This is a genomic window from Pantoea sp. B550 (assembly GCF_024158165.1).
GTDB lineage: Bacteria > Pseudomonadota > Gammaproteobacteria > Enterobacterales > Enterobacteriaceae > Pantoea > Pantoea alfalfae.
Window position 1 is genome coordinate 276,788 of sequence record NZ_JAMYXI010000003.1, and the last position, 25,976, is coordinate 302,763.

At 53.8% G+C, this 25,976-nt stretch carries 21 protein-coding genes, 1 tRNA gene and 2 other RNA genes; 9 read left to right on the forward strand and 15 right to left on the reverse strand.

Features of this window, described 5'->3' with window-relative positions; translation table 11 throughout:
* Positions 1–79: 79 nt before the first annotated feature.
* From NIM72_RS04380 to otsB, 11 genes are all read right to left on the reverse strand, one after another.
* Positions 80–1,756 (reverse strand): methyl-accepting chemotaxis protein, encoded by a 1,677-nt coding sequence (locus NIM72_RS04380; RefSeq protein WP_253418946.1) that lies wholly within the window; start codon positions 1,754–1,756, stop codon positions 80–82.
* Between the two features lie 105 nt (positions 1,757–1,861).
* Complete coding sequence (locus NIM72_RS04385; RefSeq protein ID WP_253418949.1) at positions 1,862–3,424, reverse strand: methyl-accepting chemotaxis protein; 1,563 nt, start codon at positions 3,422–3,424, stop codon at positions 1,862–1,864.
* Between the two features lie 193 nt (positions 3,425–3,617).
* The gene (locus tag NIM72_RS04390) at positions 3,618–5,288 is read right to left on the reverse strand and encodes a methyl-accepting chemotaxis protein (RefSeq protein ID WP_161733163.1); all 1,671 of its coding nucleotides are present in this window, start codon (positions 5,286–5,288) and stop codon (positions 3,618–3,620) included.
* Between the two features lie 165 nt (positions 5,289–5,453).
* Positions 5,454–5,951 (reverse strand): chemotaxis protein CheW, encoded by a 498-nt coding sequence (cheW, locus tag NIM72_RS04395; RefSeq protein WP_150015287.1) that lies wholly within the window; start codon positions 5,949–5,951, stop codon positions 5,454–5,456.
* 23 nt (positions 5,952–5,974) lie between these two features.
* On the reverse strand, positions 5,975–7,957 hold the full coding sequence (gene cheA / locus NIM72_RS04400; RefSeq protein WP_202604904.1) for a chemotaxis protein CheA: 1,983 nt from the start codon (positions 7,955–7,957) through the stop codon (positions 5,975–5,977).
* 11 nt (positions 7,958–7,968) lie between these two features.
* Positions 7,969–8,910 (reverse strand): flagellar motor protein MotB, encoded by a 942-nt coding sequence (motB, locus tag NIM72_RS04405; protein ID WP_161733167.1) that lies wholly within the window; start codon positions 8,908–8,910, stop codon positions 7,969–7,971.
* Positions 8,907–9,794, reverse strand: a complete 888-nt coding sequence (gene motA / locus NIM72_RS04410) for a flagellar motor stator protein MotA (protein WP_161733169.1) — start codon at positions 9,792–9,794, stop codon at positions 8,907–8,909. The genes motB and motA overlap by 4 nt, the downstream gene beginning before the upstream one ends.
* A 133-nt stretch (positions 9,795–9,927) precedes the next feature.
* Positions 9,928–10,506: a flagellar transcriptional regulator FlhC gene (flhC, locus tag NIM72_RS04415; protein ID WP_033732951.1), complete on the reverse strand. Its 579-nt coding sequence runs from the start codon at positions 10,504–10,506 to the stop codon at positions 9,928–9,930.
* Entirely contained in the window at positions 10,503–10,856 is a 354-nt protein-coding gene (gene flhD, locus NIM72_RS04420; RefSeq protein WP_161733171.1) for a flagellar transcriptional regulator FlhD, read from the reverse strand. The genes flhC and flhD overlap by 4 nt, the downstream gene beginning before the upstream one ends.
* Before the next feature lie 1,018 nt (positions 10,857–11,874).
* The gene (gene otsA / locus NIM72_RS04425; RefSeq protein WP_161733173.1) at positions 11,875–13,311 is read right to left on the reverse strand and encodes an alpha,alpha-trehalose-phosphate synthase; all 1,437 of its coding nucleotides are present in this window, start codon (positions 13,309–13,311) and stop codon (positions 11,875–11,877) included.
* Positions 13,308–14,096, reverse strand: a complete 789-nt coding sequence (gene otsB, locus NIM72_RS04430; RefSeq protein WP_161733175.1) for a trehalose-phosphatase — start codon at positions 14,094–14,096, stop codon at positions 13,308–13,310. Before otsB ends, otsA begins: the two co-directional genes overlap by 4 nt.
* Positions 14,097–14,549: 453 nt before the next feature.
* Between otsB and eptA the strand changes: the two genes are divergently transcribed.
* The 9 genes from eptA to NIM72_RS04475 all read left to right on the forward strand — a co-directional run bounded on the left by eptA (position 14,550) and on the right by NIM72_RS04475 (position 20,955).
* On the forward strand, positions 14,550–16,178 hold the full coding sequence (gene eptA / locus NIM72_RS04435) for a phosphoethanolamine transferase EptA (RefSeq protein ID WP_253418952.1): 1,629 nt from the start codon (positions 14,550–14,552) through the stop codon (positions 16,176–16,178).
* Positions 16,178–16,858 carry a two-component system response regulator PmrA gene (gene pmrA, locus NIM72_RS04440; protein ID WP_161733179.1) on the forward strand — a complete coding sequence of 227 codons (681 nt, stop codon included), beginning with the start codon at positions 16,178–16,180 and terminating at the stop codon, positions 16,856–16,858. Before eptA ends, pmrA begins: the two co-directional genes overlap by 1 nt.
* Positions 16,855–17,913 (forward strand): two-component system sensor histidine kinase PmrB, encoded by a 1,059-nt coding sequence (pmrB, locus tag NIM72_RS04445; protein ID WP_161733181.1) that lies wholly within the window; start codon positions 16,855–16,857, stop codon positions 17,911–17,913. The genes pmrA and pmrB overlap by 4 nt, the downstream gene beginning before the upstream one ends.
* A gap of 307 nt (positions 17,914–18,220) precedes the next feature.
* Positions 18,221–18,787 (forward strand): flavin reductase family protein, encoded by a 567-nt coding sequence (locus NIM72_RS04450; RefSeq protein WP_202604897.1) that lies wholly within the window; start codon positions 18,221–18,223, stop codon positions 18,785–18,787.
* A gap of 59 nt (positions 18,788–18,846) precedes the next feature.
* Positions 18,847–19,380 carry a peptide-methionine (S)-S-oxide reductase MsrA gene (gene msrA / locus NIM72_RS04455; protein ID WP_013358241.1) on the forward strand — a complete coding sequence of 178 codons (534 nt, stop codon included), beginning with the start codon at positions 18,847–18,849 and terminating at the stop codon, positions 19,378–19,380.
* Between the two features lie 271 nt (positions 19,381–19,651).
* A tRNA-Ser gene (locus NIM72_RS04460) sits at positions 19,652–19,739 on the forward strand.
* A 45-nt stretch (positions 19,740–19,784) separates the two neighbouring features.
* Positions 19,785–19,912: non-coding RNA, RtT sRNA (locus NIM72_RS04465), on the forward strand.
* A gap of 44 nt (positions 19,913–19,956) precedes the next feature.
* A non-coding RNA gene (locus NIM72_RS04470) (RtT sRNA) lies at positions 19,957–20,084 on the forward strand.
* A gap of 313 nt (positions 20,085–20,397) precedes the next feature.
* The gene (locus NIM72_RS04475) at positions 20,398–20,955 is read left to right on the forward strand and encodes a serine acetyltransferase (RefSeq protein WP_161735992.1); all 558 of its coding nucleotides are present in this window, start codon (positions 20,398–20,400) and stop codon (positions 20,953–20,955) included.
* Between the two features lie 316 nt (positions 20,956–21,271).
* On the opposite strand, the gene phoH is transcribed toward NIM72_RS04475, so the two are convergent.
* The 4 genes from phoH to efeU form a co-directional block, all read right to left on the reverse strand.
* On the reverse strand, positions 21,272–22,060 hold the full coding sequence (phoH, locus tag NIM72_RS04480) for a phosphate starvation-inducible protein PhoH (protein ID WP_161735993.1): 789 nt from the start codon (positions 22,058–22,060) through the stop codon (positions 21,272–21,274).
* Positions 22,061–22,630: 570 nt separating this feature from the next.
* The gene (gene efeB / locus NIM72_RS04485; protein WP_161735994.1) at positions 22,631–23,908 is read right to left on the reverse strand and encodes an iron uptake transporter deferrochelatase/peroxidase subunit; all 1,278 of its coding nucleotides are present in this window, start codon (positions 23,906–23,908) and stop codon (positions 22,631–22,633) included.
* A 2-nt stretch (positions 23,909–23,910) separates the two neighbouring features.
* A complete protein-coding gene (efeO, locus tag NIM72_RS04490) occupies positions 23,911–25,023 on the reverse strand; it encodes an iron uptake system protein EfeO (RefSeq protein ID WP_222925359.1) in 1,113 nt (370 codons plus the stop codon).
* Between the two features lie 54 nt (positions 25,024–25,077).
* Positions 25,078–25,902 carry an iron uptake transporter permease EfeU gene (efeU, locus tag NIM72_RS04495; protein ID WP_033783356.1) on the reverse strand — a complete coding sequence of 275 codons (825 nt, stop codon included), beginning with the start codon at positions 25,900–25,902 and terminating at the stop codon, positions 25,078–25,080.
* Between the last annotated feature and the right edge of the window lie 74 nt (positions 25,903–25,976).

Here is a 25,976-nt window from a genome sequence, read left to right on the forward strand (position 1 = left end):
TCTGCACCTGGCCCGAACTGAATATATTATTTTTCTGCTGCGATGCCCGGCGGCTAAATGGCGGCCGGGCCACGGGCGATTAAAAGGTTTCCCAGTTGTCGTCGCTGCGTACCGCAGACGAACGACCAACGGCTAACGGTGCATCTGACTGGAGCGTTTTTGTCGCCGTTGTCTTGTTAACGGCCTGAGCGACAAATTCTTTACCAATATTGAACACTGATACCGCTTGTTTTAAGTGACTTGCCTGATCTTCGAGCGCTGCAGCTGCTGCCGCTGACTCTTCAACCAGTGAGGCGTTCTGCTGCGTGACGCGATCCATCTCGGTCACCGCAAGGCCCACCTGGTCAATGCCACGGCTCTGTTCGTCTGACGCAGAGGCGATCTCGCCCATGATGTCAGTGACGCGTGTGACCGCGCTGACGATGTTGCTCATGGTGTCACCGGCGCTCTCTACCAGCACCGAGCCGGTATTAACGCGGCTAACGGAATCTTCGATGAGACCTTTAATCTCTTTGGCGGCCTGGGCGCTGCGCTGCGCCAGACTGCGTACTTCACCCGCCACCACGGCAAAGCCGCGGCCCTGCTCACCGGCACGGGCTGCTTCAACCGCCGCATTCAGTGCCAGGATGTTGGTCTGGAAGGCGATGCCGTCGATCACACTGGTGATATCGGCAATTTTCTTAGAGCTGCCCGCAATCTCTTTCATGGTGGTGACCACGCCATCCACCACTTTGCCGCCCTGCTGTGCGGTTTCAGAGGCGGTCAGCGCCAGCTTCGACGCCTGACGGGCGTTTTCGGCATTCTGCTTCACGGTCGCGGTGAGCTGCTCCATGCTGGCAGCAGTCTGCTCCAGCGAGGCGGCCTGCTGTTCGGTACGCGAAGAGAGATCGTTATTGCCGATGGAGATTTCGCTGGCACCGGTATAGATGGCTTCCGAGCCGTCACGGACGGTGCGGACAGTGCGTGCCAGCTCCTGCTGCATATGCTGCAGTGACGTCAGTAACTCACCAATTTCGTTCCGTACGGTAATCTCAACCGGCTGAGTCAGATCGCCGCGTGCGATGTGCTGGATGTGCTCAATGCTCTGACGCAGAGGACGGATCAGCACCGAGCGCATGACGTTCCACACCAGGATAATCATCAGCAACGTCACGGCCAGCGTGGCGATGACGATAGTGATGGAGCGGCTGTAAGCCTGCTGGTTGGCTTCCACACCCTGCTGTGACAGTGCTTTGTTGTTCTCAAGCCAGGCACTGTAATCTTTCTGGAACTTGTCCTGGAAACTCTGCGTTGGCTGATCCACAAAGCCTTTGAAGTTGCCGGTGGTGAAGAACACCATCAGTTCTGCCAGCGCATCGTGATAGGCCTTGTAGTTCGCCTGCAACGCCAGAACGTTTTCAGCCGTTTTGCCCTGTTCTGACAGGTTATCGTTGAAAATCTGATAGTTGACTTCAGCCTGTTTCAGCTCCTCGCCCGCCAGTGCGACCAGCTCTTTTACGCTGGCGCCCGATCCCGACATCTGCGCATCCTGCAGAAAACGGATACCGGCGCGGTTAAGGGTATTGCGCGCCTGAACCAGCGAAACCCATGAGGTGCCCATCGCCTGTTGCAACGTATTCAGACGCTGGTTGTAGGCAAAATTCTCTTTATCTGAACTGACAGTTTTGAAAAACATTCCGCCGGAAAACAGCTGCAGCAGCGCAAATAGCGCCAGCACACATAGCAGGCCGGAAACAACGCGTACTCGACTAAACATAAACACCTCATTGGTTGGCGATTCGTGTTTATTTATCGGCGGCGTCGGGGGGAACTTTATGCGTGGCAACGGCTTTAAACCGCCGCCACGCTGAAAGGCAGAAAATCAGGCGCGGGAAATTTTGAAAACCGAGACAGCCAGGGTGAGGACGCTGGCCTGCTGCTCCAGTGCGGCAGCGGCAGCGGCAGACTCCTCCACCAGCGAGGCGTTCTGCTGGGTCACGCGATCCATTTCGGTGACGGCCAGACCGACCTGCTCAATACCGCGGCTCTGCTCGTCTGATGCAGAGGCGATCTCGCCCATGATATCGGTTACGCGGGTAACGGCACCCACAATCTCATTCATGGTGCTGCCGGCGCTTTCAACCTGCAGTGAACCGCTGTTAACGCGAGACACGGAGTCCTCGATCAGGCCTTTGATCTCTTTAGCGGCCTGAGCACTGCGCTGTGCCAGACTGCGCACTTCACCGGCCACCACCGCAAAACCGCGACCCTGTTCCCCGGCACGCGCCGCTTCAACCGCGGCATTCAGCGCCAGGATGTTGGTCTGGAAGGCGATACCGTCGATCACGCTGATGATGTCTGCGATCTTCTTCGAGCTGCCCGCAATCTCTTTCATGGTCGTCACCACGCCGTTCACCACTTTGCCGCCCTGCTGCGCGGTTTCCGAGGCGGTCAGCGCCAGCTGCGAGGCCTGACGGGCGTTGTCAGCATTCTGCTTCACCGTGGCGGTGAGCTGCTCCATGCTGGCTGCAGTCTGCTCGAGTGAGGCGGCCTGCTCTTCGGTGCGGGCTGACAGGTCGTTGTTACCGGCGGCGATTTCGCTGGCACCGGTAAAGATGGCATCAGAGCCGTCACGCACATTACCGACCGTCATCACCAGCGATTGCTGCATCTCCTGGATGCCGGCCGCCAGCTGGCTCATCTCATTGCGTCCTTCAACCACAATTGGCTGGGTTAAATCACCGGAGGCGATAGCGCGAATCTGCCCCAGCAGCTGTTGCAGCGGCTGAATCAGAACCTGACGCAGGCCAAACCAGCACGTAATAATCACCGCGAGCACCGCAACGCCAATGATAGCCAGCAGCCACATCATCTGCTTAAAGGCTGTCTGATTCTGTTCCATACCTTTATCAGAGAGTTCGGTCTGACGCGCCCGCCATTGGTTGTAACTCTCCTGCATCGCCACCTGCTTCTGCTCAATATTCTGTTTAAACATTCCTTCCAGGTCACGCGCCTGTAAACTTTTCACCATCGCTTTCAGGCCGTTTTCGTAATTAGCGTAATCGGCTTCCAGCTTGTCGCCCATGGTTTCATCAAGGCCCGGCGTAGTTGGCAGATGGTAATAAATTTTAAAGTGGCGATCGGCTTCCGCCAGCTGCTTATTGGCTTTGGTGATCAGCTCATCAAGCTGACCGCCGTTCATCTGCGATGCCATGCTGGTCTGTAAGCGCAGCATGCCGCGGTTCAGCGTGGTACGGCTGTTATTTAATGAAATATAAGCGTCTGTCATCTCGGTGACATTGCGGTTAGAGACCTGTGACAGTGCAAAGGACTCTTTGTCTTTATTAAGCGCTGACCAGAAAAGGCTGCCAGCCACTAACTGGAGCGCGCCAAAGATAACCAGGACTGCGATTAAACTGGTCACCACTTTTATTTTTTTTAACATCTCGTTCCCCTGCAGGTTAATTTAGGTGCAGCGGCTATATCGGCGTGTTTATAGGATTAATTAACGCTTTTCAGCGCTTTCAGAAGAGAAGTGGCTTTTGTAATTAATTTTATTAGCAGGAGCTGCTGAGTTTGGCTTTAAGCAGAGGAATAAAGGGGGTGGCTGCGCATCCCACAGGATGCGCAGCTTTACATCAGAAGGTTTCCCAGTGCGTATCACTGACCGGGGCCGTCAGGGCTTTGCGCGGTGCCAGCGGCGCCGTGGCGGGCGCGGCAATCGGCAAATGCTTTGTCAGCGTCTGCCTGGCTTCACGTTTGATTTTAAAGACCGAGACTGACTGGCTTAACCGGCTGGCCTGATCTTCCAGCGAAGCGGCCGCTGCCGCGGACTCTTCCACCAGCGAGGCGTTCTGCTGGGTGACGCGATCCATCTCGGTGACGGCCTGCCCGACCTGATCGATACCGCGACTCTGCTCATCCGACGCCGAGGCGATTTCGCCCATGATATCGGTGACGCGCGTGACCGCACTGACGATATCGCTCATGGTTTCCCCGGCGGTACCGACCAGTTGCGAACCCACGCTGACGCGGTTGACTGAATCGTCGATCAGTCCTTTGATCTCTTTGGCGGCCTGGGCGCTGCGCTGCGCCAGACTACGCACCTCGCCTGCGACCACCGCAAAACCGCGCCCCTGTTCACCGGCACGCGCCGCTTCAACGGCGGCGTTGAGCGCCAGAATATTCGTCTGGAACGCGATGCCATCAATCACGCTGGTGATGTCAGCAATCTTCTTCGAACTGCCGGCGATTTCGCTCATGGTTTTCACCACGCCAGCCACCACATTACCGCCTTTTTCTGCGGTTTCGGACGCGCTGAGTGCCAGCTGTGACGCCTGGCGGGCGTTCTCGGCGTTCTGTTTCACGGTGGCGGTGAGCTGCTCCATACTGGCCGCCGTCTGCTCCAGTGATGCCGCCTGTTGTTCGGTGCGGGCGGACAGGTCATTGTTTCCGGCAGAGATCTCACTGGCACCGGTGAAAATCGCATCCGATCCGTCACGCACATTGGTCACGGTGCGGACCAGCGACTGCTGCATTTCATGCAGGCTGGCGGCGAGTTGCGTCATCTCGTTACGCCCTTCCACCGCGATCGGCTGGGTTAAATCGCCCTGGGCAATATGCTGAATGTGATTAATGCTGTTGTTGAGTGGTGTCATCACGATTTTGCGCAGGCCAAACCAGCAGAGCACGATCACGGCGATCACAACGACCATAATGGCGGCAAGAATCCACATCATACGGCTGTAAGCGTTACTGTTCTCGGCCACGCCCAGCGTGGTCAGGCGACTCTGATCGGCGCGCCATTCGCGGTAAAGCGTCAGAAACGCACTCTGGCTCGGGGCCACCGGGGCTTTTGCGGCTGCGGCCATATCATTGACCTGCAGCGCACTCTGCAGGCTGTTCAGCGCGCCCGCATAATCACTGAAGCGCTGGTCAAGCTGATTGTTAAGCTGCTCATCCTGCCCTGGGGTATCTGGCGTCTCTTTGAACGTCTTGTAGAAACCCGCTGCAGCCTGCTGGAAACGCTGACTTTCCTCAAACAGCGAGGCGATATCGGCCGTTTTACCTTCCAGTTTACTGGTGGCGATACGCAGCTGAATGCGGGTCAGCAACACACGACTCTGGTTAAGGCTCATATAGGCGTCATTAAGCGCCTGGGTGTTTTGCATCGCCAGCTGCGACACGGCAAAGCTCTGCTTGTCGTGGCTTAATGCGGAGTAGAAAACAGAACCGGAGAAGGCCTGTAACAGCCCGAACACCAGCAACACCAGTAGCAGGCTGGTGACCACACGGATTTTCGTTAACATGAGTAACCCTGAAAAATGTAGGTAATTTAAAAGTGACAGTGAGATTATCGGCAGGTGACAGCAGGAAATTAGGGGGAAGTGCGGTTTTAAATATATGAATTCAAACGAAACCATTACATATTGTAACTATCACGGACCAGCCGAAGCCAGCCCGTGATGATGCAATTACGCGGTACGCAAGTTATCCACCAGCGCCATCTCGTCGCTGCTCAGCAGCTTCTCAATGTCGACCAGAATCAGCATGCGCTCGCCCAGCGCACCCAGACCAGTCAGGTACTCGGTAGACATGGTTACCGCGAACTCTGGTGAAGGACGGATCTGATCCTGGGTCAGTGACAGCACGTCAGAAACGCCATCGACCACGATACCGACCACGCGATTTTCCAGATTCAGCACGATGACCACGGTGTTGTCATTGTACTCAACGTCAGGCTGCGCAAACTTTACGCGCAGATCGATAATCGGCACGATTACGCCGCGCAGGTTCGTGACGCCGCGGATGAATTCAGGGGTATTCGCAATACGCGTTACCTGATCGTAACCGCGAATTTCCTGAACTTTGAGGATATCGATGCCGTACTCTTCGTCGCCCAGCGTGAAGACCAGAAACTCCTGACCCACAGTTTCGCCAGCAATTTTTGTCACGGTTGCCATTCCATTCATGTTATTTACCCTTTCGTTATCTGTCAGGCGGCAGCGCCGGCCACACGTTTTTCGCGGTTAAGTGACTGCAGTGCTGATACATCAACAATCAGCGCTACGCTACCATCGCCAAGAATGGTCGCGGCGGAGATGCCCGGCACTTTGCGATAGTTACTTTCCAGGTTCTTCACCACCACCTGATGCTGACCAATCAGCTGATCGACCAGCAGCGCGTAACGTTTGCCCGCGCTCTGCAGGATCACCACGATGCCCTGCGTGGCCTCGGTTTTGGCACCCTGTACATCAAAGACGTTCCACAACTCGACCAGTGGCAGATATTCACCACGCACTTCCAGCACGCACTCGCCTCCCGCCAGCGGTTTCAGCTCTTCGGCACGCGGTTGCAGTGATTCCATCACCGCATTCAGCGGCAGAATAAAGACTTCATCAGCCACGCGAACAGACATGCCATCAAGGATGGCCAGCGTCAGTGGCAGCAGGATACGAATAGTGGTGCCTTTGCCCTGCTTCGAGGCGATTTCAACGTGACCGCCCATCTCCTGAATATTTCGTTTCACCACGTCCATTCCGACGCCGCGTCCTGAAACATCCGTCACCTGCTCCGCCGTAGAGAAGCCCGGTGCGAAGATCAGCATGCCGACCTCTTCGTCGCTCATGTTCTCGTGAACCGGCAGGCCCGATGACAGGGCTTTAGCCAGAATACGTTCACGGTTCAGGCCGGCACCATCATCTGACACTTCGATACAGATGTTGCCGCCCTGGTGTTCCGCGGAAAGCGTCAGGTTACCCGTGGCCACTTTACCGGCCACCAGACGTTTCTCGGGGGTTTCGATACCGTGGTCAAGACTGTTACGCACCAGGTGCGTTAATGGATCGATGATACGCTCAATCAGGCTCTTATCGAGTTCGGTGGAGCTGCCCAGCAGGGTCAGTTCGACCTCTTTGCCGAGTTTGCTCGCCAGGTCACGCACCAGACGCGGGAAGCGGCTGAAGACATATTCCATTGGCATCATACGAATCGACATCACCGATTCCTGCAGGTCACGGGCGTTACGTTCCAGCTGCCCCATGCTGTTCAGCAGGTCGCCGTGCGCCACCGGGTCGAGTTCACCGGAACGCTGGGCAAGCATTGACTGGGTAATGACCAGTTCACCCACCAGGTTGATCAGCTGATCGACCTTCTCTACCGCAACACGGATGCTGGTCGATTCGCTCGACTTGGCCGGTGCCGCGACGCGCTTACTTTCACGCTTCACCGCTGCCACGGGCAGTTCGGTAACGCTGGCGGTGTGAACCTCTTCTGCCTCGGGTGCGGCGGCTACAACAGCAGCAACCGGCGCGGCAACGGCTTCGTCAGCCTCCGGGAAACGGATCTGCGCTTCGTCGATGACGAAGCAAAGCACCGCCACGATGTCATCTTTACCGACGCCATCAATGCAGACGTCCAGCGTGGTGCTGCCCTTCTGCACATTGGTCAGGGTGCCGAGATTGCTCATCTCTTCCAGCATCAGGTCGACTTCTTTCTCTTTGAGGTCGATCAGCTGTACCCGCAGGCCGCTGGTGCTGGCGGGTTCTGCGCTGGCAGTGGTTACCGTAGCCGGAACATCAACCGGCAGACCTTTGGCCTCGAGCGCCAGCTGGCGCAGCGCTTCACAGATATATTTGAAGCTCTCCGCGTTAGGCTCCTGCGCGGTTTTATAAGCATCGAGCTGTTCCTGCATAATATCTTTGGTTTCCAAAAACAGGTTGATGATGTCGGTGCTGAGCTGCATCTCGCCGCGACGAGCACCATCCAGAATGTTTTCCAGGATATGAGTCGTTTCCTGTAATACCGTAAAACCAAAGGTTCCGGCCCCACCCTTAATGGAGTGAGCGGCACGGAAGATGGCGTTAAGCTGTTCCGAATCTGGCTCCTGCGGGTCCAGGCCCAACAGGTGTTGTTCCATATCCGCTAACAGCTCATCGGCTTCATCAAAAAACGTCTGGTAAAAATCGCTGATGTCCATACTCACGGGAATCACCTCGGCTGTGAGGGGGCTGCTGTATTCACCGCGCTGCCTGGTGTTGCAGGTGCGGTAATCTGTTCAATGGCCGCCGGATCGCTGATCTGGACGGCATCACTTTCTGCGTTCTCTTTTTCTATTGCTGCTTCGGTGTCGTGGTTCAACACCAGCAGGCTGATGCGGCGATTAACTGCGTCGTTACCGCCACGATTTTTCAGGCGCATGGTGTCGGCCATACCTAACACCCGTAAAACTTTGCCGCTATCCAGGCCGCCCATCACCAGTTCCCGGCGTGAAGCGTTAGCGCGGTCGGTAGAGAGTTCCCAGTTGCTGTAGCCCTTGTCACCGCTGGCATACTGAAAATCATCGGTATGTCCGGCCAGGCTGATGCGGTTCGGAATATCGTTAAGGATCGGCGCGATGGCACGCAGAATATCGCGCATATACGGCTCCACCTCCGCCCGACCGGTCTTAAACATCGGGCGATTCTGGCTATCGATAATCTGAATACGCAGCCCCTCTTCCACCATGTTGATGATCAGATGCGGCCGCAGCGCTTTCAGACGCGGATCCGCTTCAATCATCTGGTCGAGCTTTTCACGCAGCCGGTTAAGGCGAATCTCATCCAGCTTGCGTTTCTGGGCGTCCATATCGACGACTTTGTTCACTTCGCCAATCTTTTTGGTCGGATCGTCACCGCCGCCAGGGATCGGGCTATCGCTGTCGCTGCTGCGCGCGCCGCCGGTAATTGCGACTTTAAGCGGCGTTTTGAAATAGTCCGCAATCTGCACCAGCTCCTGCGGGTTGGCGATCGACAGCAGCCACATCACCATAAAAAAGGCCATCATCGCCGTCATAAAGTCGGCGTAGGCAATCTTCCACGATCCGTGGCTGCCTTCATGGCCTTTATGTTTGCGCTTTTTAATCAGCACAATTGGGCGATTGCCGTGTTTCATGAAGCCTCGTCTGAAGTCTGTTTAGCCGGGTTCTTAGCGTTACGTACATGCTCTTCCAGTTCGCTGAACGATGGGCGCTCGGCGGAGTAGAGCGTCTTACGACCAAACTCCACTGCAATCTGCGGCGCATATCCGTTCAGGCTCGACAGCAATGTCACCTTGATGCACTGCATCATCTTGGTGGTTTCTGCACATTTCTGACGCAGTACTGACGCCAGTGGAGAAACGAATCCGTAAGCCAGTAAAATGCCAAGGAAGGTTCCCACCATCGCATGGGCCACCAGCGCACCGAGTTCAGCAGCCGGACGGTCGGCTGAAGCCAGCGCATGGACCACGCCCATTACCGCGGCGACGATACCGAATGCCGGAAGACCATCGCCTACTGCAGAAATACTTTGCGCTGGTACGTCACACTCGTGTTCGTAAGTCTCAATCTCTTCATCCATCAACGCTTCGATTTCAAAGGCGTTCATGTTGCCGCTGACCATCAGGCGCAAATAGTCAGTAATAAAATCTACTAACTGTTTATCGGCAAGGATGCGGGGATAATTAGCAAAAATTTCACTCTGACTGGGATCTTCAATATCGCGTTCCAGCGATAACATCCCCTGCTGACGCGACTTCGCCATCAGGCGATAAAGCAGCGCCATCAAATCCATGTAAACGGCTTTGTTGTATTTGGAGCCGCGAAATAACTTTGGCAGCGCCTTCAGCGTTTTTTTAATCGACTTGCCATTGTTACCGACTAAAAAAGCACCGGCACCGGCACCGCCGATCATTAATAATTCGGCTGGCTGATAAAGCGCGCCCAGATGGCCACCTACCAGCGCATATCCGCCCAACACGGAGCCTAAAACAATCAGGTAACCTATAATTATCAGCACAAAAAAATCCTTACGTCCGTAACGTGTTGGTGGAAATTTAGCCAGAGAGCAGCAGGTGTTATTCCTGAACCGCAAGCAAAAAAAAAGCAGCGGTATTAACCGCTGCTGGATGGCTTCCACAATGCGAACAAACTTAAACGGCGTGTTTAACCTGTTCATCCAGCAGTTGTGGAAACATATCGGCAGGTTCTGCAGAAAGTTTACGTCTTTTTACGGCACGTGATGGCGGCTGGCACAGGCTGCAGGTAAAGCTCCCAACCGGCTGATGCGCATGATTAATAAAGCTGCCGTTGCAGCATTTGCAATCCGCCAGTTCCAGCATACCGCTATCAACGAATCGGACCAGGGTCCAGGCACGAGTCAGCGCCAACAGCGGGCCCTCGTCCGATTGAGGACACTGTTCAAGATACAGGCGGTAGGCTTTGATTACGGCATCTACACCGCTGCACAGGCCAGTTTTCAGTAAAAATTTCCAGGCGTTACAGAACATAGAAGCATGAATGTTCTGCTCCCATGTCATAAACCAGTCCGTGGAGAACGGCAGCATGCCTTTTGGCGGCGGACTGCCACGTAATTCTTTATAGAGCTTGATCAGACGACCACGGCTCAGCTGAGTTTCACTCTCTAACATCTGTAAGCGCGCACCTAAAGTGATGAGCTCCATAGCGAGCTGAATATCACGTGCTTCCTGAACGATACTTTTCTCACTCATGACATTGCTCTCTTTTTAGCAGGCGCTTCATCTTTAGACGCATTACGCAGTAAACGGCTCGATAATAAAATGCCGGTGTGGATTTGTTGTAAATCATCCACGCGTGATTCCTGCGTCAGGCGATTAATAGTGCTGCTATCGGTAAAACGGAAGTGGCAAACCAGCTGATTGGTTTCCGCCATTTTCACCATCTCAGGCAATGTTAATTCAGATAATGCGTTCGCCATCTTCTCGTCAATGCCGAGGCGAAACATTGCAGAAGCTTTATCCTGGTTAATTAAACGCTGCGCGAGCAGTAAATAAGACAAGTTGAGATCATAAATATGTTTCAGTACTTCAGAGTTGCCCATTATTTTTCCATCCTGAGAGATGCGACGTAACTGTATCGCAGATTAAAATCTGCGGTTCGAGCTGCTGTTTGTTAAATCAAAAGATGGCAAAAAAAACTTCACATAATTTTAATGTCACTGTTTTTCGCCTTCTATTTTCGCGGGTTTCAGACCCACTGAAGGTCGAAAATCCATGCCATTCTATTTTCAAGTTCCGGACATCTTCCGTGATGTCTTCTTACATTTTTTAGGACTATTCCGAAAACAACGCAAATCTATATCGTCTGATTTCGACATACAACGACAGCCGGATGAAATTTTAGATAAAGTGTGACGCAGATCACACTTTTAACGCAAATTTCTTCAGCAATCCTTTACGATTGCTTACTGACTGGTCGTTTTTTGAACAAAAAAGTGTGTTTTTAAGTCCAATTCGTCCTGAGAAAGGTTTAATAGGGGGTAAAAGCATCGCTATTCGTCGCTTTGCGCAGTCCGGAATGATTATCGGGTGTTAATCGTTTTAACACCCTATTTAGAACCACCTAAACGAAGGTTATCAGGATATTATGCTGGTAAGGTGGGACGTTATTTGCTGTTAAATTAGTTACTTAAGGGGAGTGTCGCAGGGTGTGAGTAATGAAATCGTTAAGGTTTCTACGGCAGTAAGGGGGGATTCTGGCAACCTGGTGTTAACAGCGGCAGCGGGACGTTCAGGCTCCGAAACCCAATGTAACAAGGGGTTACATAAGAAAGACGAATGAATTAACGGCAGGTTATGCGTTGGCACTATCACTATCGGCAGTCTGAAGAAGAACTTTAGCAAAGTAGCTAAAGAAAGCGGCAGGCAGTGGTATGACAGGGTTTTCGGGGGTCATTGCATAGATCCGGCCACACTCAGCCGCTACTGAGGTCATCGGCACAAAATCGCAACGCAGAGTCGTTAACAGATAGCGGGCGAGTTTTCTGTGAGCTGGGCTTAAAAAAAAGCAGCGATACCGTCATAGTATCGCTGCTTCCATTATTGCCCTAAAGGCTCAGGTCAGGCGAGTTTCGGGAAGGTCGCCACCTTATTAACGGTACTGTGGTCAACACTGCGTGGGTCAATGCGCTCAAGATCCTTCAGGAAGCTCTCACGCCAGGCGGTAATGTCGTTTTTGCGCAGTACCGCCATCATATCGTTGTAGCGTGAAATCCTTTCGGTACGCGGCATGGTAATCGCCTTATCCAGCGCAGCGGCCACTTCATCGCGGTCATACGGGTTCACTATCAGCGCTGAGGTCAGTTCGTTGGCGGCGCCGGCAAAGCGCGACAACACCAGTACACCCGGATCGTCCGGGTCCTGCGCTGCGACATACTCTTTCGCGACCAGGTTCATGCCGTCACGCAGCGGCGTCACCAGCCCCACATCGGTCAGCCGGAAGATCTTCATCAGCAGACGACGGTCGAAATGCTGGTTGAGATAGTAGAGCGGGGTCCAGCCCAGCGTACCGTACTTACCGTTGATGCGCCCTGCTTCAGTCTCCAGCTGATGACGGATGTCCTGATAGGCCTGCACATCGCCACGTGAGGTGGGTGCGATCTGCGAATAGCGGATCTTACCGCGATGCTCCGGGAAGTTCTCCAGCAGCGCTTCATAAGCAAGAAAACGCTCAGGCAGACCTTTGGAATAGTCGAGACGTTCACAGGCAATAATGTTGCGTGCATCGCCCAGCTCTTTCTTCATAGCCGCCATTTTTGGCGGTAGCGGCCCTTCTGCCATCTCTTTAATACTGTCTGGCTCAATCCCGATGGGATAAACCTCAGTCATAAAGGTGTTGCCAAACGCGCGATGCTTTTTGTCGCCTTTATTCTGTAGCTGCGTAAGCTGACTGACGCTGTCCAGGAACGCCACCCGATCGGATTCAGTCTGGAAGCCCAGCAGGTCATATTCACACAGCATTTCCAGCAGCTCTTTGTGCGGAGGCAATGCGTTGAAGATTTCAGGCGTCGGGAATGGAATATGCAGGAAGAAACCGATGCGGTTATTAATACCGGCCCGACGCAGTGCGGCGGCAAAAGGTAAAAAGTGATAATCGTGGATCCAGACAATATCATCAGGCTTGATCAGCGGTTTTAAACGCTGCGCCACCGAATCATTGACGTCGCAATACCCTTCCCACGCTTCACGCTGGAACTTTACCAGGTCGAGGCGGTAATGGAAGGCGGGCCAGATAACTGTATTAGAGAACTGGCAATAATAGAGATCGTAATCGTTCTGACTCAGCGGGAACGAGGCATACTCGATACCCTCATGCTCCTGAACCTTAACATCTTCAACGTCTTCGCCTGTGAACTCGCTGATTTCACCGTTCCAGCCAAACCACATTCCACCGGTGCTTTTCAATGCATCGAGAATGCCGACGGCCAGGCCACCAGCGCTGGTTTTAGACCCATCTGGCATGGCGACACGGTTAGATACAACCACTAAACGACTCATAACCTAAACTCCTTACCGACGTTGTCTTGATCTAATAGTAATAATGTTTTTTCCAGCCAGCCGTAAACGTCATCGACATCGTTGAGTCGATAATTGGCCTGGCTTGCCCCTTCGCCGACTTTAACTGAGACGCCCTGCCGTTCATTAACGGCCAGAAAGCCCTTCTCATCCGTCAGATCGTCGCCAATAAAGACTGGCGTACGCCCGGCAAAAGGGGGCTGCTGCATAAAGTCGCTGATTGCCGCGCCTTTATCGATGCCTGCAGGTTTAATCTCAACGACACATTTCCCTGGCTGAAGCGCCAGTCCCGGGAAACGCTTCACTGACTGTTCAGCCAGTCGCAACACATCCTGCTCATGCTGCATCGCCTGGCGGTAATGAAGTGCAAAGGCCATGCCTTTCACCTCAAGCTGAGTGCCAGGCCAGCAAGCCATCGCATCCTGCAATTCCTTCCTGAGATTTTGTTCAACCTCAACAGGCAGGCTGATGCGCTGCACATTACCCTCTGCATCACGACGCTCAGCACCATGCACGCCCGCCGCCGGGCCGTGCCACGGCGCAGCCAGCGCATCCAGTTGTTCGATGGGTCTACCGGAGACCAGCGCCAGTGCGCCCTGAGAAAGCGCAGAGAGCTGTTGAAGTTGTGCGATGACCTGCTCAGGAATAAATACCGCTTCGGGACGGGACTGTATCGCTGCCAGCGTGCCGTCGACATCAAAAAAGAAGGCGTACTGCCCGCTGCTTAATGTCGGGTACCTGGCATAGGTGTCTGCCGCTTGGGTCACGTTACTTCTCCTGAAAATCAAATTTAATAAAACATTGAGTTAAAACAAGAATGTCCTGACGCAGTCAGGTCAGCAAGCGGGAAATTCTGATAAAGCGGTGATTGAGGGGTAAAACGCGGTGATTGGATAGGTCACTCTCCTCAAACTTGCAAGCGCATTGCTGACAATACTGGCTAACTGAGAACATCTTCACAATAAGTGTAGTCATTAACAGGGGTTATGCCAGAAATATGCACTTTTCATGCCAGCCGCTGCGGTTAAGTCAGCAGAAAAGCGCCATTCACATCTGTTCCTTTTTTAATAATCGTAGCGGTATCGGTCCGCATCAGGCTGGAGTGATGCTCGTTACTCACCCGGAACAAATGACATTCTTCAAAGCTTAAGTTTCTTAAGGTATTCCTAATATAGAAAGCGCAATCTCGTGACACTTTTATTACTCTGGTTCCTGCTCACATGGCGTTTACCCTGAAGAGGCCGCTAATTAGCCGCCTAAGCTTGCTGATCCTGGCTGCGGTTTATATCGCGGTTTTCCTTAATATTGCTTATTACCGTCAGGTGCTGGCGGTAATGCCGCTGAACAACCTGCATACCACGCTGGTGTTTTTATCAATGCCATTCGTTGCCTTTAGCGTGATTAACATCGTGATTACGCTGGCCTCATTTGTCTGGCTGGATCGGCTGCTGGCCGCACTGTTTATTCTGCTCTCTGCGTCGGCACAGTTTTTTATTCAGACTTATAACATCGTGGTCGATCGCTCAATGATCACCAACATGATGGATACCACAGCTTCCGAATCCTTTGCGCTGATTACGCCGCAGCTGCTCTTCACCCTGCTCACCTCGGGCGTGCTGATGGCGTTACTGGTTTTCTGGCCGCGCATAAAACGGCAGCAGTGGCGTGGCGTGCTGGCGCGACTGCTCAGCGTGCTGCTTTCCGCCGCGCTGATCGTGCTGGTTGCCCTGCTCTTCTATAAAGATTACGCTTCGCTGTTTCGCAATAACCGCGAGCTGGTTAAAGCGCTCAGCCCTTCTAACAGCATTGCGGCAACGCTCTCCTGGTATAAGCATGAGCAGTTGCAGAATGTGCCGCTGGTACGCATTGGTGAAGATGCCCATCTGCAGCCCAGCCGCAGCAGCGGTAAGCCGAATCTGACCATTCTGGTGCTGGGAGAGACGTCGCGCGCGCAAAACTTCTCGCTGGGCGGTTACCGTCGTCTGACCAATCCTCTACTGGCGAAAGACGATGTGATCTACTTCCCGCACACGACCTCGTGCGGCACGGCGACGGCGGTTTCTGTGCCCTGTATGTTCTCCAACATGCCGCGCGCGCATTATGATGATGTGCTGGCTGCCCATCAGGAGGGACTGCTGGATATTATTCAGCGCGCCGGCATCAGCGTGTTATGGAATGAAAATGATGGTGGCTGCAAAGGTGCCTGTGACCGGGTGCCGCATCAGGACATGACCAGCCTGAACCTGCCCGGCATGTGTATTAATGGTGAATGTTATGACGACGTGCTGTTCCACGGTCTGGACGACTACATCAGCCAGCTGAAAGGTAACGGGGTCATTGTCCTGCACACCATTGGCAGTCATGGCCCGACCTACAGCCATCGCTATCCCCCACAGCTCCGTCAGTTTGAACCGACCTGTGACACTAATCAGATTCAGGACTGTTCGCAACAACAGCTGATCAACACCTATGACAACACGCTGGTCAATGTGGATCATATTGTCGATAAGGCCATCAATGTCCTGCGCGCGCATCAGGATCGCTTCACCACCAGCCTGGTCTATCTTTCTGATCATGGTGAATCGCTGGGTGAAAATGGGGCTTACCTGCATGGTCTGCCCTATGCTATTGCCCCGGATACGCAGAAACATGTGCCGATGCTGATCTGGCTCTCTGATGATTATCAGAAACGTTATGCGGTTAATCGCGGCTGTCTGAATAAACGGGCGGCGACAGATGATTTTTCACAGGATAATCTCTTTTCAACCATGCTGGGATTAACCGGCACCGCGACCCACGAATATGTGCCTGCGGATGATATTTTGACGCCGTGTCGGAGCCAACCTTAATGAAGATACTGATTGTTGAAGATGATGCTCTGCTGCTGCAGGGCCTTATGCTGGCGCTGGAGGGCGAAGGCTATGTCTGCGATGGCGTGAAACGGGTACGCGATGCAGAAGCGCATTTCGCCAGCGGTCTCTATAGTCTGGTGGTGCTGGACCTGGGCTTGCCGGATGAAGATGGATTGCACTTCCTGATACGCCTGCGGCGGCAGAAGAAGATGACACCGGTGCTGATCCTGACCGCGCGCGACACCATCAGCGAGCGCATTGCCGGGCTCGACGCGGGTGCTGATGACTATCTGATTAAACCGTTTTCGCTGGATGAGCTGCTGGCGCGCATCCGCGCCCTGATTCGCCGTCACGTCAATCAGGGCGACAGCCAGGTGAGAGTCGGCTCGCTGGCGCTGGATATGACCCATCGTCAGATCACCCTCGGCGATATGCTGCTGGATCTGACGCCCAAAGAGTTTGCGATTCTGTCACGACTGATGCTGAAGGCCGGCAATCCGGTTCACCGTGAAATTCTCTACCAGGACATCTATAACTGGGAGACCGAGCCTTCTACTAATACGCTGGAAGTGCATATCCATAATCTGCGCGACAAAATTGGCAAAAGCGCCATTCGTACCGTGCGCGGATTTGGTTATGCGCTGGTGACGCAGGATGGCGTTCGCGAGGCCACATGATAAAACGTTTCGATCACCGCAGTATGCGCTTTCGCCTGATCCTGACTATTGGTCTGATCCTGCTGGTATTCCAGGTGATCAGCGTGGTCTGGCTGTGGCATGAGAGTAAAGAGCAGATTCAGTTTCTGGTGGAAGCGCAGTTGCAGAAGCGCAACATGGACAGCCACGTGAAGCGTGAAATCCACGAAGCAGTGGCCAGCCTGGCGGTGCCGAGTCTGGTGATGATTACGCTAACGCTGCTGCTTTGCTATCAGGCGGTGAAATGGGTCACCCGACCGCTGTATCAGCTGCAGCGGGAACTGGAAAGCCGCAGCGAAGAGAATCTCGATCCCGTCACCTGTCACAGTCAGGTTCATGAGATCGATGCGGTAACTCAGGCGATAAACCAGCTGGTCGCCCGCCTCAACAGCAGTCTGGAGCGCGAAAGATTGTTTACCGCCGACGTGGCGCATGAGTTGCGCACGCCGCTGGCGGGATTACGGCTCCACCTGGAGTTAATCGAACGCAACAGCGATGTCAAAGTTCAGCCGCTGGTGCAACGCCTGGATCAGATGACCCACAGCGTATCGCAGCTGCTGAATCTGGCGCGCGCCGGACAGTCATTTACCTCAGGCACCTATCAGAACGTCGGGCTGATCGAAGATGTGATCCTGCCGATGGAAGCGGAGCTGAGTATCATGCTGGAGGCGCATCAGCAGACGCTGGTTCTGGATCTGCCGCAGGCGCAGTTTGTGCGTGGTGATGCCACCCTGCTGAAGATGCTGCTGCGTAACCTGGTGGAGAACGCCCATCGCTACAGCCCGGATAACAGTACTATCAGCGTGCAGCTGCTGTCTGTGCCACAGCCCATGATGGTGGTGGAAGATGAGGGACCGGGAATTGATGAAAGTAAAAGTGGTGAGCTGAGTAAAGCGTTTATCCGGATGGACAGTCGCTATGGCGGTATCGGACTCGGGCTGAGCATTGTCAGCCGCATCGTCCAGTTACACCGTTTTCAGTTTTTCTTAGAGAACCGTCGCGACCGGAGCGGTTGCCGGGCCGTCATTAAGTTTTAAGCGGTAAACCAGGCAAACAGGAACAGTACAACCGTTGCTGCGGCAATCAGCAGAGACGTATATTCGCTCATCGGACGTGTCGGAGTGACAGCCAGGGTAGCAGGGGCAGTTTTCATAGTATTCTCCTCCGTTAAAGCAGGCAGTATCGCGCCTGCATATTAAGGAAACCTTAAGCTCGCGAGACGATCGGTGAAAATGTCTGCTCTGTCCTGTTTCTCCCATGGCCCCTTTATGCCCGCTAACCTTCCTGCCGCACCCGCAGGGTGCTCTACACTTAATGGCACCATTCCGTTAAAGGAGCTACGCCATGAGCCAACGCATGCACAAATATGCTTTTCCGGTCAGCAAAGCCCGTAAATATCTTGAGCCCGGACCGGTATTGCTGCTCAGTTCGCAGTATCAGGATCAGCATGACATTATGACGCTCGGCTGGCACACGGTGCTGGAGTTCTCTCCGTCACTGGTCGGCTGCATGATTGCCGGCATGAATCACAGCCACGAGCTGATCCGCAACAGCGGTCAGTGCGTGCTGAATATCCCTTCTGCCTCGCTGATTAATGAAGTGGTGGCTGTCGGCAACAGCCACGGTGACAGTATTGATAAGTTTGAGGCGTTTGGCCTGACGCCGGAACCGGCTCAGGTAGTGGTTGCGCCAATGATTGCCGAATGTTTTGCCAGCTTTGAATGTCAGCTTTATGACGATTCTATGGTCGCCCGCTACAACCTGTTTATTTTTGAGATCGTCAAAGCGCATGTCGTCGGGGAGCCAGAATATCCCGCTACCCTGCACTATACCGGTGAAGGCCGCTTCAGCGTGATGGGCGACAAAATGCTGGATAAAAGCGGAGATTTTAAACCGGAGATGCTCATCTAGTTGAAAGCGCTCTGCTGCGCCCCCATTCACCTCTTTCGACCTGACAGGAGTAAATTATTATGGCAATCGAATACGCAGTTATCGCTGGCGGCTGTTTCTGGTGTACCGAAGCGGTATTTAAGGACGTGATCGGCGTAGAGTCGGTTGAAAGCGGCTATACCGGCGGAGCCCGTCCTAATCCGACCTATGAGCAGGTCTGCAGCGGTGCAACCGGTCATGCAGAAGCGATCCGCATTGGCTTTGATCCGGAGCAGGTAACCTACGGCGATCTGCTGGATATCAGCTTTGTCACGCATGATCCGACCCAGCTTAACCGTCAGGGCAATGATATCGGCACCCAGTATCGCTCCGCCATTTTCCCGGCGAATGCAGAACAGGAAGCAGAAGCGCGTGCCGCCATTGAACGCGCCCAGGCCGACCATGATGTGCCCGTGGTCACCACGATTGAGCCGCTGAAAGAGTGGTATCCCGCCGAGGCTTATCATCAGGATTACTGGGAAGGCGCGGGCCAGCGCAACGGCTACTGCATGGCCGTTATCCCACCGAAACTGCAGAAGCTGCGCAAGAGCTTCGCTAATCGGGTGAAGAGCTGATTTAGCGTCTGACGATGCGGCGCCCGGCTGGGATACAGGCCCGGACGCCGCACCGGGTTATTTCAGTCGTAACGCAGCCCTGAAAATGACCCGGTCTGCTTCTTTGTTACTGTGGAATATGGCGCATAAACGGCCGGTTTTAAGCCGCAGTAAATCGATTCGTTCAGAGCTTAAGCGAATAGATCGAAAGAAAAAAATAGTGCTTGACCCTTTTCAGCCGACTCCCTATAGTAGCGCCCCGTTGACCCAGCGCGGTCAGCGAAGTAAATGTGGTGAGGTGTCCGAGTGGCTGAAGGAGCACGCCTGGAAAGTGTGTATACGGCAACGTATCGGGGGTTCGAATCCCCCTCTCACCGCCACATTCTGAAGAAGAGCCTGAACAAACGTTCAGGCTTTTTTTTTGCATATTGCACAGCGAGAGGGGGTGAGAACCCCCGCCGGGGTTCGACAGCAGGTGAAACCTGCTGGACAGCAGAGCCTGCGACGCTGCCCGCAGGGTGAGCGCAGCGAATCCATCCCCCTCTCACCGCCACATTCTGAAGAAGAGCCTGAACAAACGTTCAGGCTTTTTTTTGCATATTGCACAGCGAGAGGGGGTGAGAACCCCCGCCGGGGTTCGACAGCAGGTGAAACCTGCAGGACAGCGGAGCCTGCGACGCTGCCCGCAGGGTGAGCGCAGCGAATCCATCCCCCTCTCACCGCCACATTCTGAAGAAGAGCCTGAACAAACGTTCAGGCTTTTTTTCGCCTGTTGCACTACGAGAGGGGGTGAGAAGCCCCGCAGTGGAAACGATCGCATGCTGAGCGAATTCCTCTCTTCGCTGATGTTCTCTTCTTTAATTTTCCTATCCTTTGCTCATTATTCTTATTTGAGGCCATTAATTAAATTTACGTAATTCTCAAACTGGAAAGTTTATATTTAATTCTGCGACACATTAAATGACCTGCCTCAAAAGGCATCTGCTATAGCCTGTTACTATACGCGGCTAAAAATTTGCAAGACGCTGATAATGAACGATGAAAAAAGATGAATTAAAAAAACACCTGTATGAATGTTTACGCTTCGAAGTGATGATGAGTGAGAAACCTTTTAGCTGGACACGTACGCTTCATAAAGCCTTAAAGTGTCCGGACAGGCGATTTAACTTCTGGTGGCGGATTGTCTCATTTCTGTACCATTCCGAGAGTAAAACCTCAAAGAGGCTCGCGAAGAAAATTAATCGCAAATTAATTCAGAAGTACAACACTGAAATCCAGCCCGGCACCCAAATCGGACCGGGACTGACCGTCAGCCACTTCTTATCGGTGGTGATAAATGAATGCACCGTTATTGGCCGTAATTTCAAAATCCGTCAGAACTCCACGATCGGCATCCCCGGCCGCACAGATAACAGCACATCCGCCCGCATCGTTATTGGCGATAACGTTGAAGTGGGTGCCGGAAGTTGCATCATTGGGGACGACCTGGTCATAGGAAGTAACGTGACTATCGGCGCGATGTCATTTATCAATAAAAGCATCCCGGACAATAGCGTTGTTTATACCGAAAAAATTCTGGTCATCCGCGGTAAATAACAGCCAGCATTGTGGTTAAACTGCACGAAAGTTTCCTGCATAACGCTATGCAGGGCGTACCTTTGAATGCCAGCCTGCATTAATACGAAGTCATGATTAAGCCTTTAATGCCTGACTTATCAGCATCAGCCTGTTATTAAGTCCGTCAGGCAACATCCATTGCCTCAGCTTTTTTATATCAAAGTCTGCGGTGCCATCATTAACGACGTCACCTGTTATTCTGACATCCACTCCGTCCTGGCGCCCTAACCTAAACAGACAAAAGAAAACCCGGCCGGAGCCGGGTTTGGGCGCTACACTTCTACTCAATCGAACGCTAGCTATATGCGTGCAGGGTGCGCTGACAAAGCGCAGAACGCACACAATCCTCTTTGCCAAAGCGCACAATGCCAACCATCTCGTCCTCTTCAAAACGCGCCAGCGCGTCCGCGAGACCGGAAGGCACCCCAGCGGGCAAGTCGCACTGGGTAATATCGCCGTTAACAATGACCGTGACGTTTTCGCCCAGTCGGGTCAGGAACATTTTCATCTGCGCGGCGGTCACGTTCTGCGCCTCGTCCAGAATCACCACAGCATTTTCAAAGGTGCGGCCTCGCATATAGGCGAAGGGCGCAATCTCTACCTTGGCAATTTCCGGACGCAGACAATATTGCATAAATGATGTGCCAAGACGTTTAACCAGAATGTCATAGACCGGGCGGAAATAAGGGGCGAATTTCTCAGAAATATCACCGGGCAGGAATCCCAAATCCTCATCTGCCTGAAGTACCGGGCGCGTAACGATAATCCTGTCGATATCCTTATTAATCAGGGCTTCAGCCGCTTTCGCAGCACTGATCCAGGTTTTACCGCACCCGGCTTCACCGGTTGCGAAGATCAGCTGTTTTCTCTCTATGGCGTTAAGATAGTGCGCCTGAGCTTCATTACGGGCTTCAATCGGCAACCGGTCACGCGTATCGCGCGCCATGCCAATGGCATCCAGTCCGCTCATATGCACCAGCGAAGTGACCGACTCTTCTTCACGCTGACGATGACTCCGGGAGTCATTACGAAGCACTCTTCTTGCTTCACGACGCGCTTTGATCACTGCTTTCTGTCTTCCCATAGTGGCACCTTTCAGTTGGTTTCATTTCCCGCGCGAGGCCGGTGGCCCGTTGCGATTACGTGAACGCTTTAGAGGTTTCAGTTGGCTTCCTTTTGAGCCATGACAGGACAGGATAGTGGGTATACAGCAGCGCAATAGCGTGGCTGAACACCGGATAAAACAGGCTGTGCTAAGACGAAAGAAATGGTTGAAGGAAGGGAGAAATAACGAGGCAGAATTGCCCTCGCGGTCAGGCGCAATTTATTCAGTGACAGTAACGTTCCATAAAAGACTCGACCCATGCGCGAACTCCAGTGTGATACATCGACACATCCGATTACGCCTGTTGAATAAAGTGCATCATTTCGTTGGACCTTTGCAATAGTAATTTTACCTGCTGGCAAAGGAATTGCTAATCACACGTAACTATTTCTTTTAAAGCGAAAGGTAAAAATCATAGATTACAGTGAATTAGCTTATTTGATATATGCCAGAGCATGGCTTAATCTCAGCTAAAACTCAGTAAGCAAAGCGTTGAAACCTCAAAGGCAGGCGGTTGAGGATAAGCCGCCTGCGATGGTTAAATTTTAATCAGGCTTCCAGCAACGACTGTGCTAAATAATGGCTGGCGTCGGGGACACCGGGTAAAACGAAAAAGTAACCGCCGCCAAAAGGCCGGATATATTCTTCCAGCGCTTCACCGTTCAGACGCTGCTGCACGGTCAGAAACCCACGTTCCAGATCGTGCTGGTAGCAGACGAACAGCAGCCCCATCTCCAGCTGGCCGGATGCGGAGATACCCGCCGAGTAACTGTAGCCACGTCGCAGCATCAGGCTGCTGGCCGTCTCAGGTGTACGAGGGTTAGCAAGACGGATATGCGCATCCAGTGCAATCACATCGCCGTCCGGATCACGGGCGTAATCCGGAACGTCACGCTCATGCTTCATCCCCAGCGGCGCGCCGCTCAGCTTCTCGCGTCCAAAGATAGTCTGCTGCTCACCCAGCGGCGTGCGGTCCCACATTTCGACGTGAAAGCGGATAAGCCGCACGGCCTGATAGCTGCCGTTGCGTGCCCAGGCAGGTTCATCCTGGTCCGCGGTCACCCAAAGCAGCTGTTTCATTAACGCAGAATCGTGAGTATCCGGATTCGCGGTGCCATCTTTAAAGCCCAGCAGATTGATCGGCGTCTCCTGCCCCTGACTGCGTGCCGCGTGGTCGGAGATAAAGCCTTCACGCCGCCAGCGTACACCCAGCAGATCGGGCGTATGCTTGATGATGTCACGCAGGGCATGAATCACCGTATCCTGCGTATTGGCACAAATCTGCAACAGCAGGTCCCCATGACACTGGCTGGCATCCAGCGAATCATTGGGGAAGCGCGTCATCGGCTGCAATTTTTTCGGCTTACGCGGCGCCAGACCAAAGCGTTCATCAAACAGCGAATGCCCGACCGATACGGTAATCGTCAGATTATCCGGCGCGATCGTCGCCCCCAGAATGCCGGAATCCATCGGTGGCAGTTGCGGATTGGTGACCGCAGGTGCCGGACCGCCCGTCGTGAGAAAGGCGATACGCTGGGTCAGCAGCTGAAACAGACGCTTCAGTTCGGCTTTATCGCTGCTGAGCAGGTCAAACGCCACCAGCATCATTGATGCCTGCTGGGGCGTCGTGATCCCCGCCTGATGCTGACCATAAAACGGCTGCGTCTGCTGTCGCGCCTGCGGCGTCACCGTACCTGGCGAAAAGCTGTCAGCGGCAGCGGTATGGAACGGACAGCCGCCGCCGATGGCCGCTGCCCCGCCCAGCAGACCCAGTCCTTTCAGTAAACGACGGCGCGCAGGCTGCGCGTCATCTTCCTTACGACTCATGATTAATCCAGACCCAGAGTGCCACGAAGTAATGAAAGATCTTCCGCCAGCGCGGTGATCGGCCCTTTCAGCGCGTTACGGTCGGCGCTGGTCAGCTTCTCATAGGATTCGAAACCGGTCTGGGTGCGGTACTTGCTCAGGATCGCATCCACTTTTTTAAAGTTGGCGTCAACTTTGGCCAGCAGTTGCGGATTCGCTTTGCTCACCAGAGGGCGCAGCAGCTCAACGATTTTCTGTGCGCCATCGATATTGGCCTGGAAATCCCACAGGTCGGTGCGGCTGTAGCGATCTTCTTCGCCGGAAATCTTGCTGGAGGCCACTTCTTCAATCAGACCGGCTGCGCCGCCGACCACTTTGGCTGGCGGAAAGGCCAGCTCACTGATGCGCACCTGCAGATCTTTCACATCTTTATTCAGCTGCTCAGCGTAGTCCGCCATGCCTTTGGTGCTGTTATCAGCAAACAGCGCTTTCTCCAGACGGTGGAAACCGGTGAACTTCGGATCGGCTGATTTCTTTTCGTAATCATCTTCGCGGGCATCAATGCTGCCGTCGAGATCGGAGAACAGCTCAGCAATCGGCTCAATGCGCTCATAGTACTGACGCGTTGGGGCAAACAGCGCTTTGGCTTTTTCCACATCGCCCGCTTTAACCGCGTCCGTGAATACCTGAGTGCTGCTCACCAGCTGGTTCACCTGCTCCGTCACATAAGCTTTATATTCGGTGATCGGCCCTTCGAGCTGCATACGTGCGGAAGTGCTGTTTGTCGCTGCGCCCTCACCTTTTACAATCAGCTTGCCTTTTGGATTGCTCAGCAGGCCACAGGTCATCTCATATTCACCCGCTTCCAGATTAGCGGTCAGCTTCTGACTAAAGCCCGGTGCGATATTTTCACGCTCTTCCACCACCAGCACGCCTTTGAGGATCTCCCACTCCAGCGCTTTCTGGCTGTTATTTTTAATCAGGAACTGGGTTTTGCCAGCCTTGACCGTCAGGTTCATCGGCTCACACTGCCTGTCATTGACGCTTACGGTAACCTGAGGAATCGCTGCGGTAGCCGATGCGGAGATTGCCAGCAGAGGAAGCAGCAGCGCCTTGCGGCGGAAACGCATTGTCATCTCGATATTCCCTGTTAAGTTGCAGGCGCGGCGGGCGCGCCTAAAAATGTCTGATTAGACCGTTGCCGACGCTGCAGGCCGCGCAGGCATAAAGAACAGAATCAGCGCCGGGATCAGATAGACGAAGTAAATCGTCACTTCACTCACGCTTGGCGTCTCCTGATAACCCAGAATGCCTTCCAGCAGCGTACCGAACAGCGAATGGGTCGATAAGGTATTGCTGAGATCGAAGGCCACATCCTGAAAGCGATTCCACAATCCTGCTTCGTGGAAGGCGCGAATCGCACCGGCTGCCAGGCCCGCTGCGACAAACAGGATGAAGACGCTGGTCCAGCGGAAGAAATGCGCCATGTTCAGGCGTATACCGCCCCAGTAAAGCAGCATGCCCAGCACCACGGCGGTTGCCAGACCCAGTACCGCGCCGATCGGCGGCGCATAACCGACATCCTGCGTAAAGGCCGCCAGCAGGAAGAACACCGACTCCAGCCCTTCACGTGCCACGGCAAGAAATACCATCAGCACCAGCGCCAGACCGCCCCGACCGGAACGTTGCAGCGCCTGATCGACCGCCTGCTCAAGTTCGACCCGGATGTTTCGGGCGACTTTGCGCATCCAGAACACCATTGAGGTCAGGATCACCACCGCAATCACCGCCACGATGCCCTCAAACAGCTCCTGCTCTTTTTGCGGGAATTCACCGGTAGTGGCATTGATAAACAGACCCAGACCCAGACAGAGCGCAGCGGCGATAAACACGCCAGCCCACATTGCCGGAAACCATTGGGTGCGCTGGGTGCGCTTGAGATAGCTGGCTATCAGGCTGACTATCAGCGCGGCTTCAAGCCCTTCGCGCAGCATGATGAGAAATGGAACAAACATCGCCAACCTCTTGAATGTTAAGCAGCGTCAATGAACAGTAAAATCAGGTAAAGTGTAAACGATACCGATTATCA

Excerpts from the sequence above, each read along its gene's own strand:
- NIM72_RS04380 (WP_253418946.1), bottom strand. The coding sequence starts at position 1,756 with ATGTTTAGTCGAGTACGCGTTGTTTCCGGCCTGCTATGTGTGCTGGCG.
- NIM72_RS04385 (WP_253418949.1), bottom strand. The coding sequence starts at position 3,424 with ATGTTAAAAAAAATAAAAGTGGTGACCAGTTTAATCGCAGTCCTGGTT.
- NIM72_RS04390 (WP_161733163.1), bottom strand. The coding sequence starts at position 5,288 with ATGTTAACGAAAATCCGTGTGGTCACCAGCCTGCTACTGGTGTTGCTG.
- cheW (WP_150015287.1), bottom strand. The coding sequence starts at position 5,951 with ATGAATGGAATGGCAACCGTGACAAAAATTGCTGGCGAAACTGTGGGT.
- cheA (WP_202604904.1), bottom strand. The coding sequence starts at position 7,957 with ATGGACATCAGCGATTTTTACCAGACGTTTTTTGATGAAGCCGATGAG.
- motB (WP_161733167.1), bottom strand. The coding sequence starts at position 8,910 with ATGAAACACGGCAATCGCCCAATTGTGCTGATTAAAAAGCGCAAACAT.
- flhC (WP_033732951.1), bottom strand. The coding sequence starts at position 10,506 with ATGAGTGAGAAAAGTATCGTTCAGGAAGCACGTGATATTCAGCTCGCT.
- flhD (WP_161733171.1), bottom strand. The coding sequence starts at position 10,856 with ATGGGCAACTCTGAAGTACTGAAACATATTTATGATCTCAACTTGTCT.
- otsA (WP_161733173.1), bottom strand. The coding sequence starts at position 13,311 with ATGAGTCGTTTAGTGGTTGTATCTAACCGTGTCGCCATGCCAGATGGG.
- eptA (WP_253418952.1), top strand. The coding sequence starts at position 14,550 with ATGGCGTTTACCCTGAAGAGGCCGCTAATTAGCCGCCTAAGCTTGCTG.
- pmrA (WP_161733179.1), top strand. The coding sequence starts at position 16,178 with ATGAAGATACTGATTGTTGAAGATGATGCTCTGCTGCTGCAGGGCCTT.
- pmrB (WP_161733181.1), top strand. The coding sequence starts at position 16,855 with ATGATAAAACGTTTCGATCACCGCAGTATGCGCTTTCGCCTGATCCTG.
- NIM72_RS04450 (WP_202604897.1), top strand. The coding sequence starts at position 18,221 with ATGAGCCAACGCATGCACAAATATGCTTTTCCGGTCAGCAAAGCCCGT.
- msrA (WP_013358241.1), top strand. The coding sequence starts at position 18,847 with ATGGCAATCGAATACGCAGTTATCGCTGGCGGCTGTTTCTGGTGTACC.
- NIM72_RS04475 (WP_161735992.1), top strand. The coding sequence starts at position 20,398 with ATGAAAAAAGATGAATTAAAAAAACACCTGTATGAATGTTTACGCTTC.
- phoH (WP_161735993.1), bottom strand. The coding sequence starts at position 22,060 with ATGGGAAGACAGAAAGCAGTGATCAAAGCGCGTCGTGAAGCAAGAAGA.
- efeB (WP_161735994.1), bottom strand. The coding sequence starts at position 23,908 with ATGAGTCGTAAGGAAGATGACGCGCAGCCTGCGCGCCGTCGTTTACTG.
- efeO (WP_222925359.1), bottom strand. The coding sequence starts at position 25,023 with ATGACAATGCGTTTCCGCCGCAAGGCGCTGCTGCTTCCTCTGCTGGCA.
- efeU (WP_033783356.1), bottom strand. The coding sequence starts at position 25,902 with ATGTTTGTTCCATTTCTCATCATGCTGCGCGAAGGGCTTGAAGCCGCG.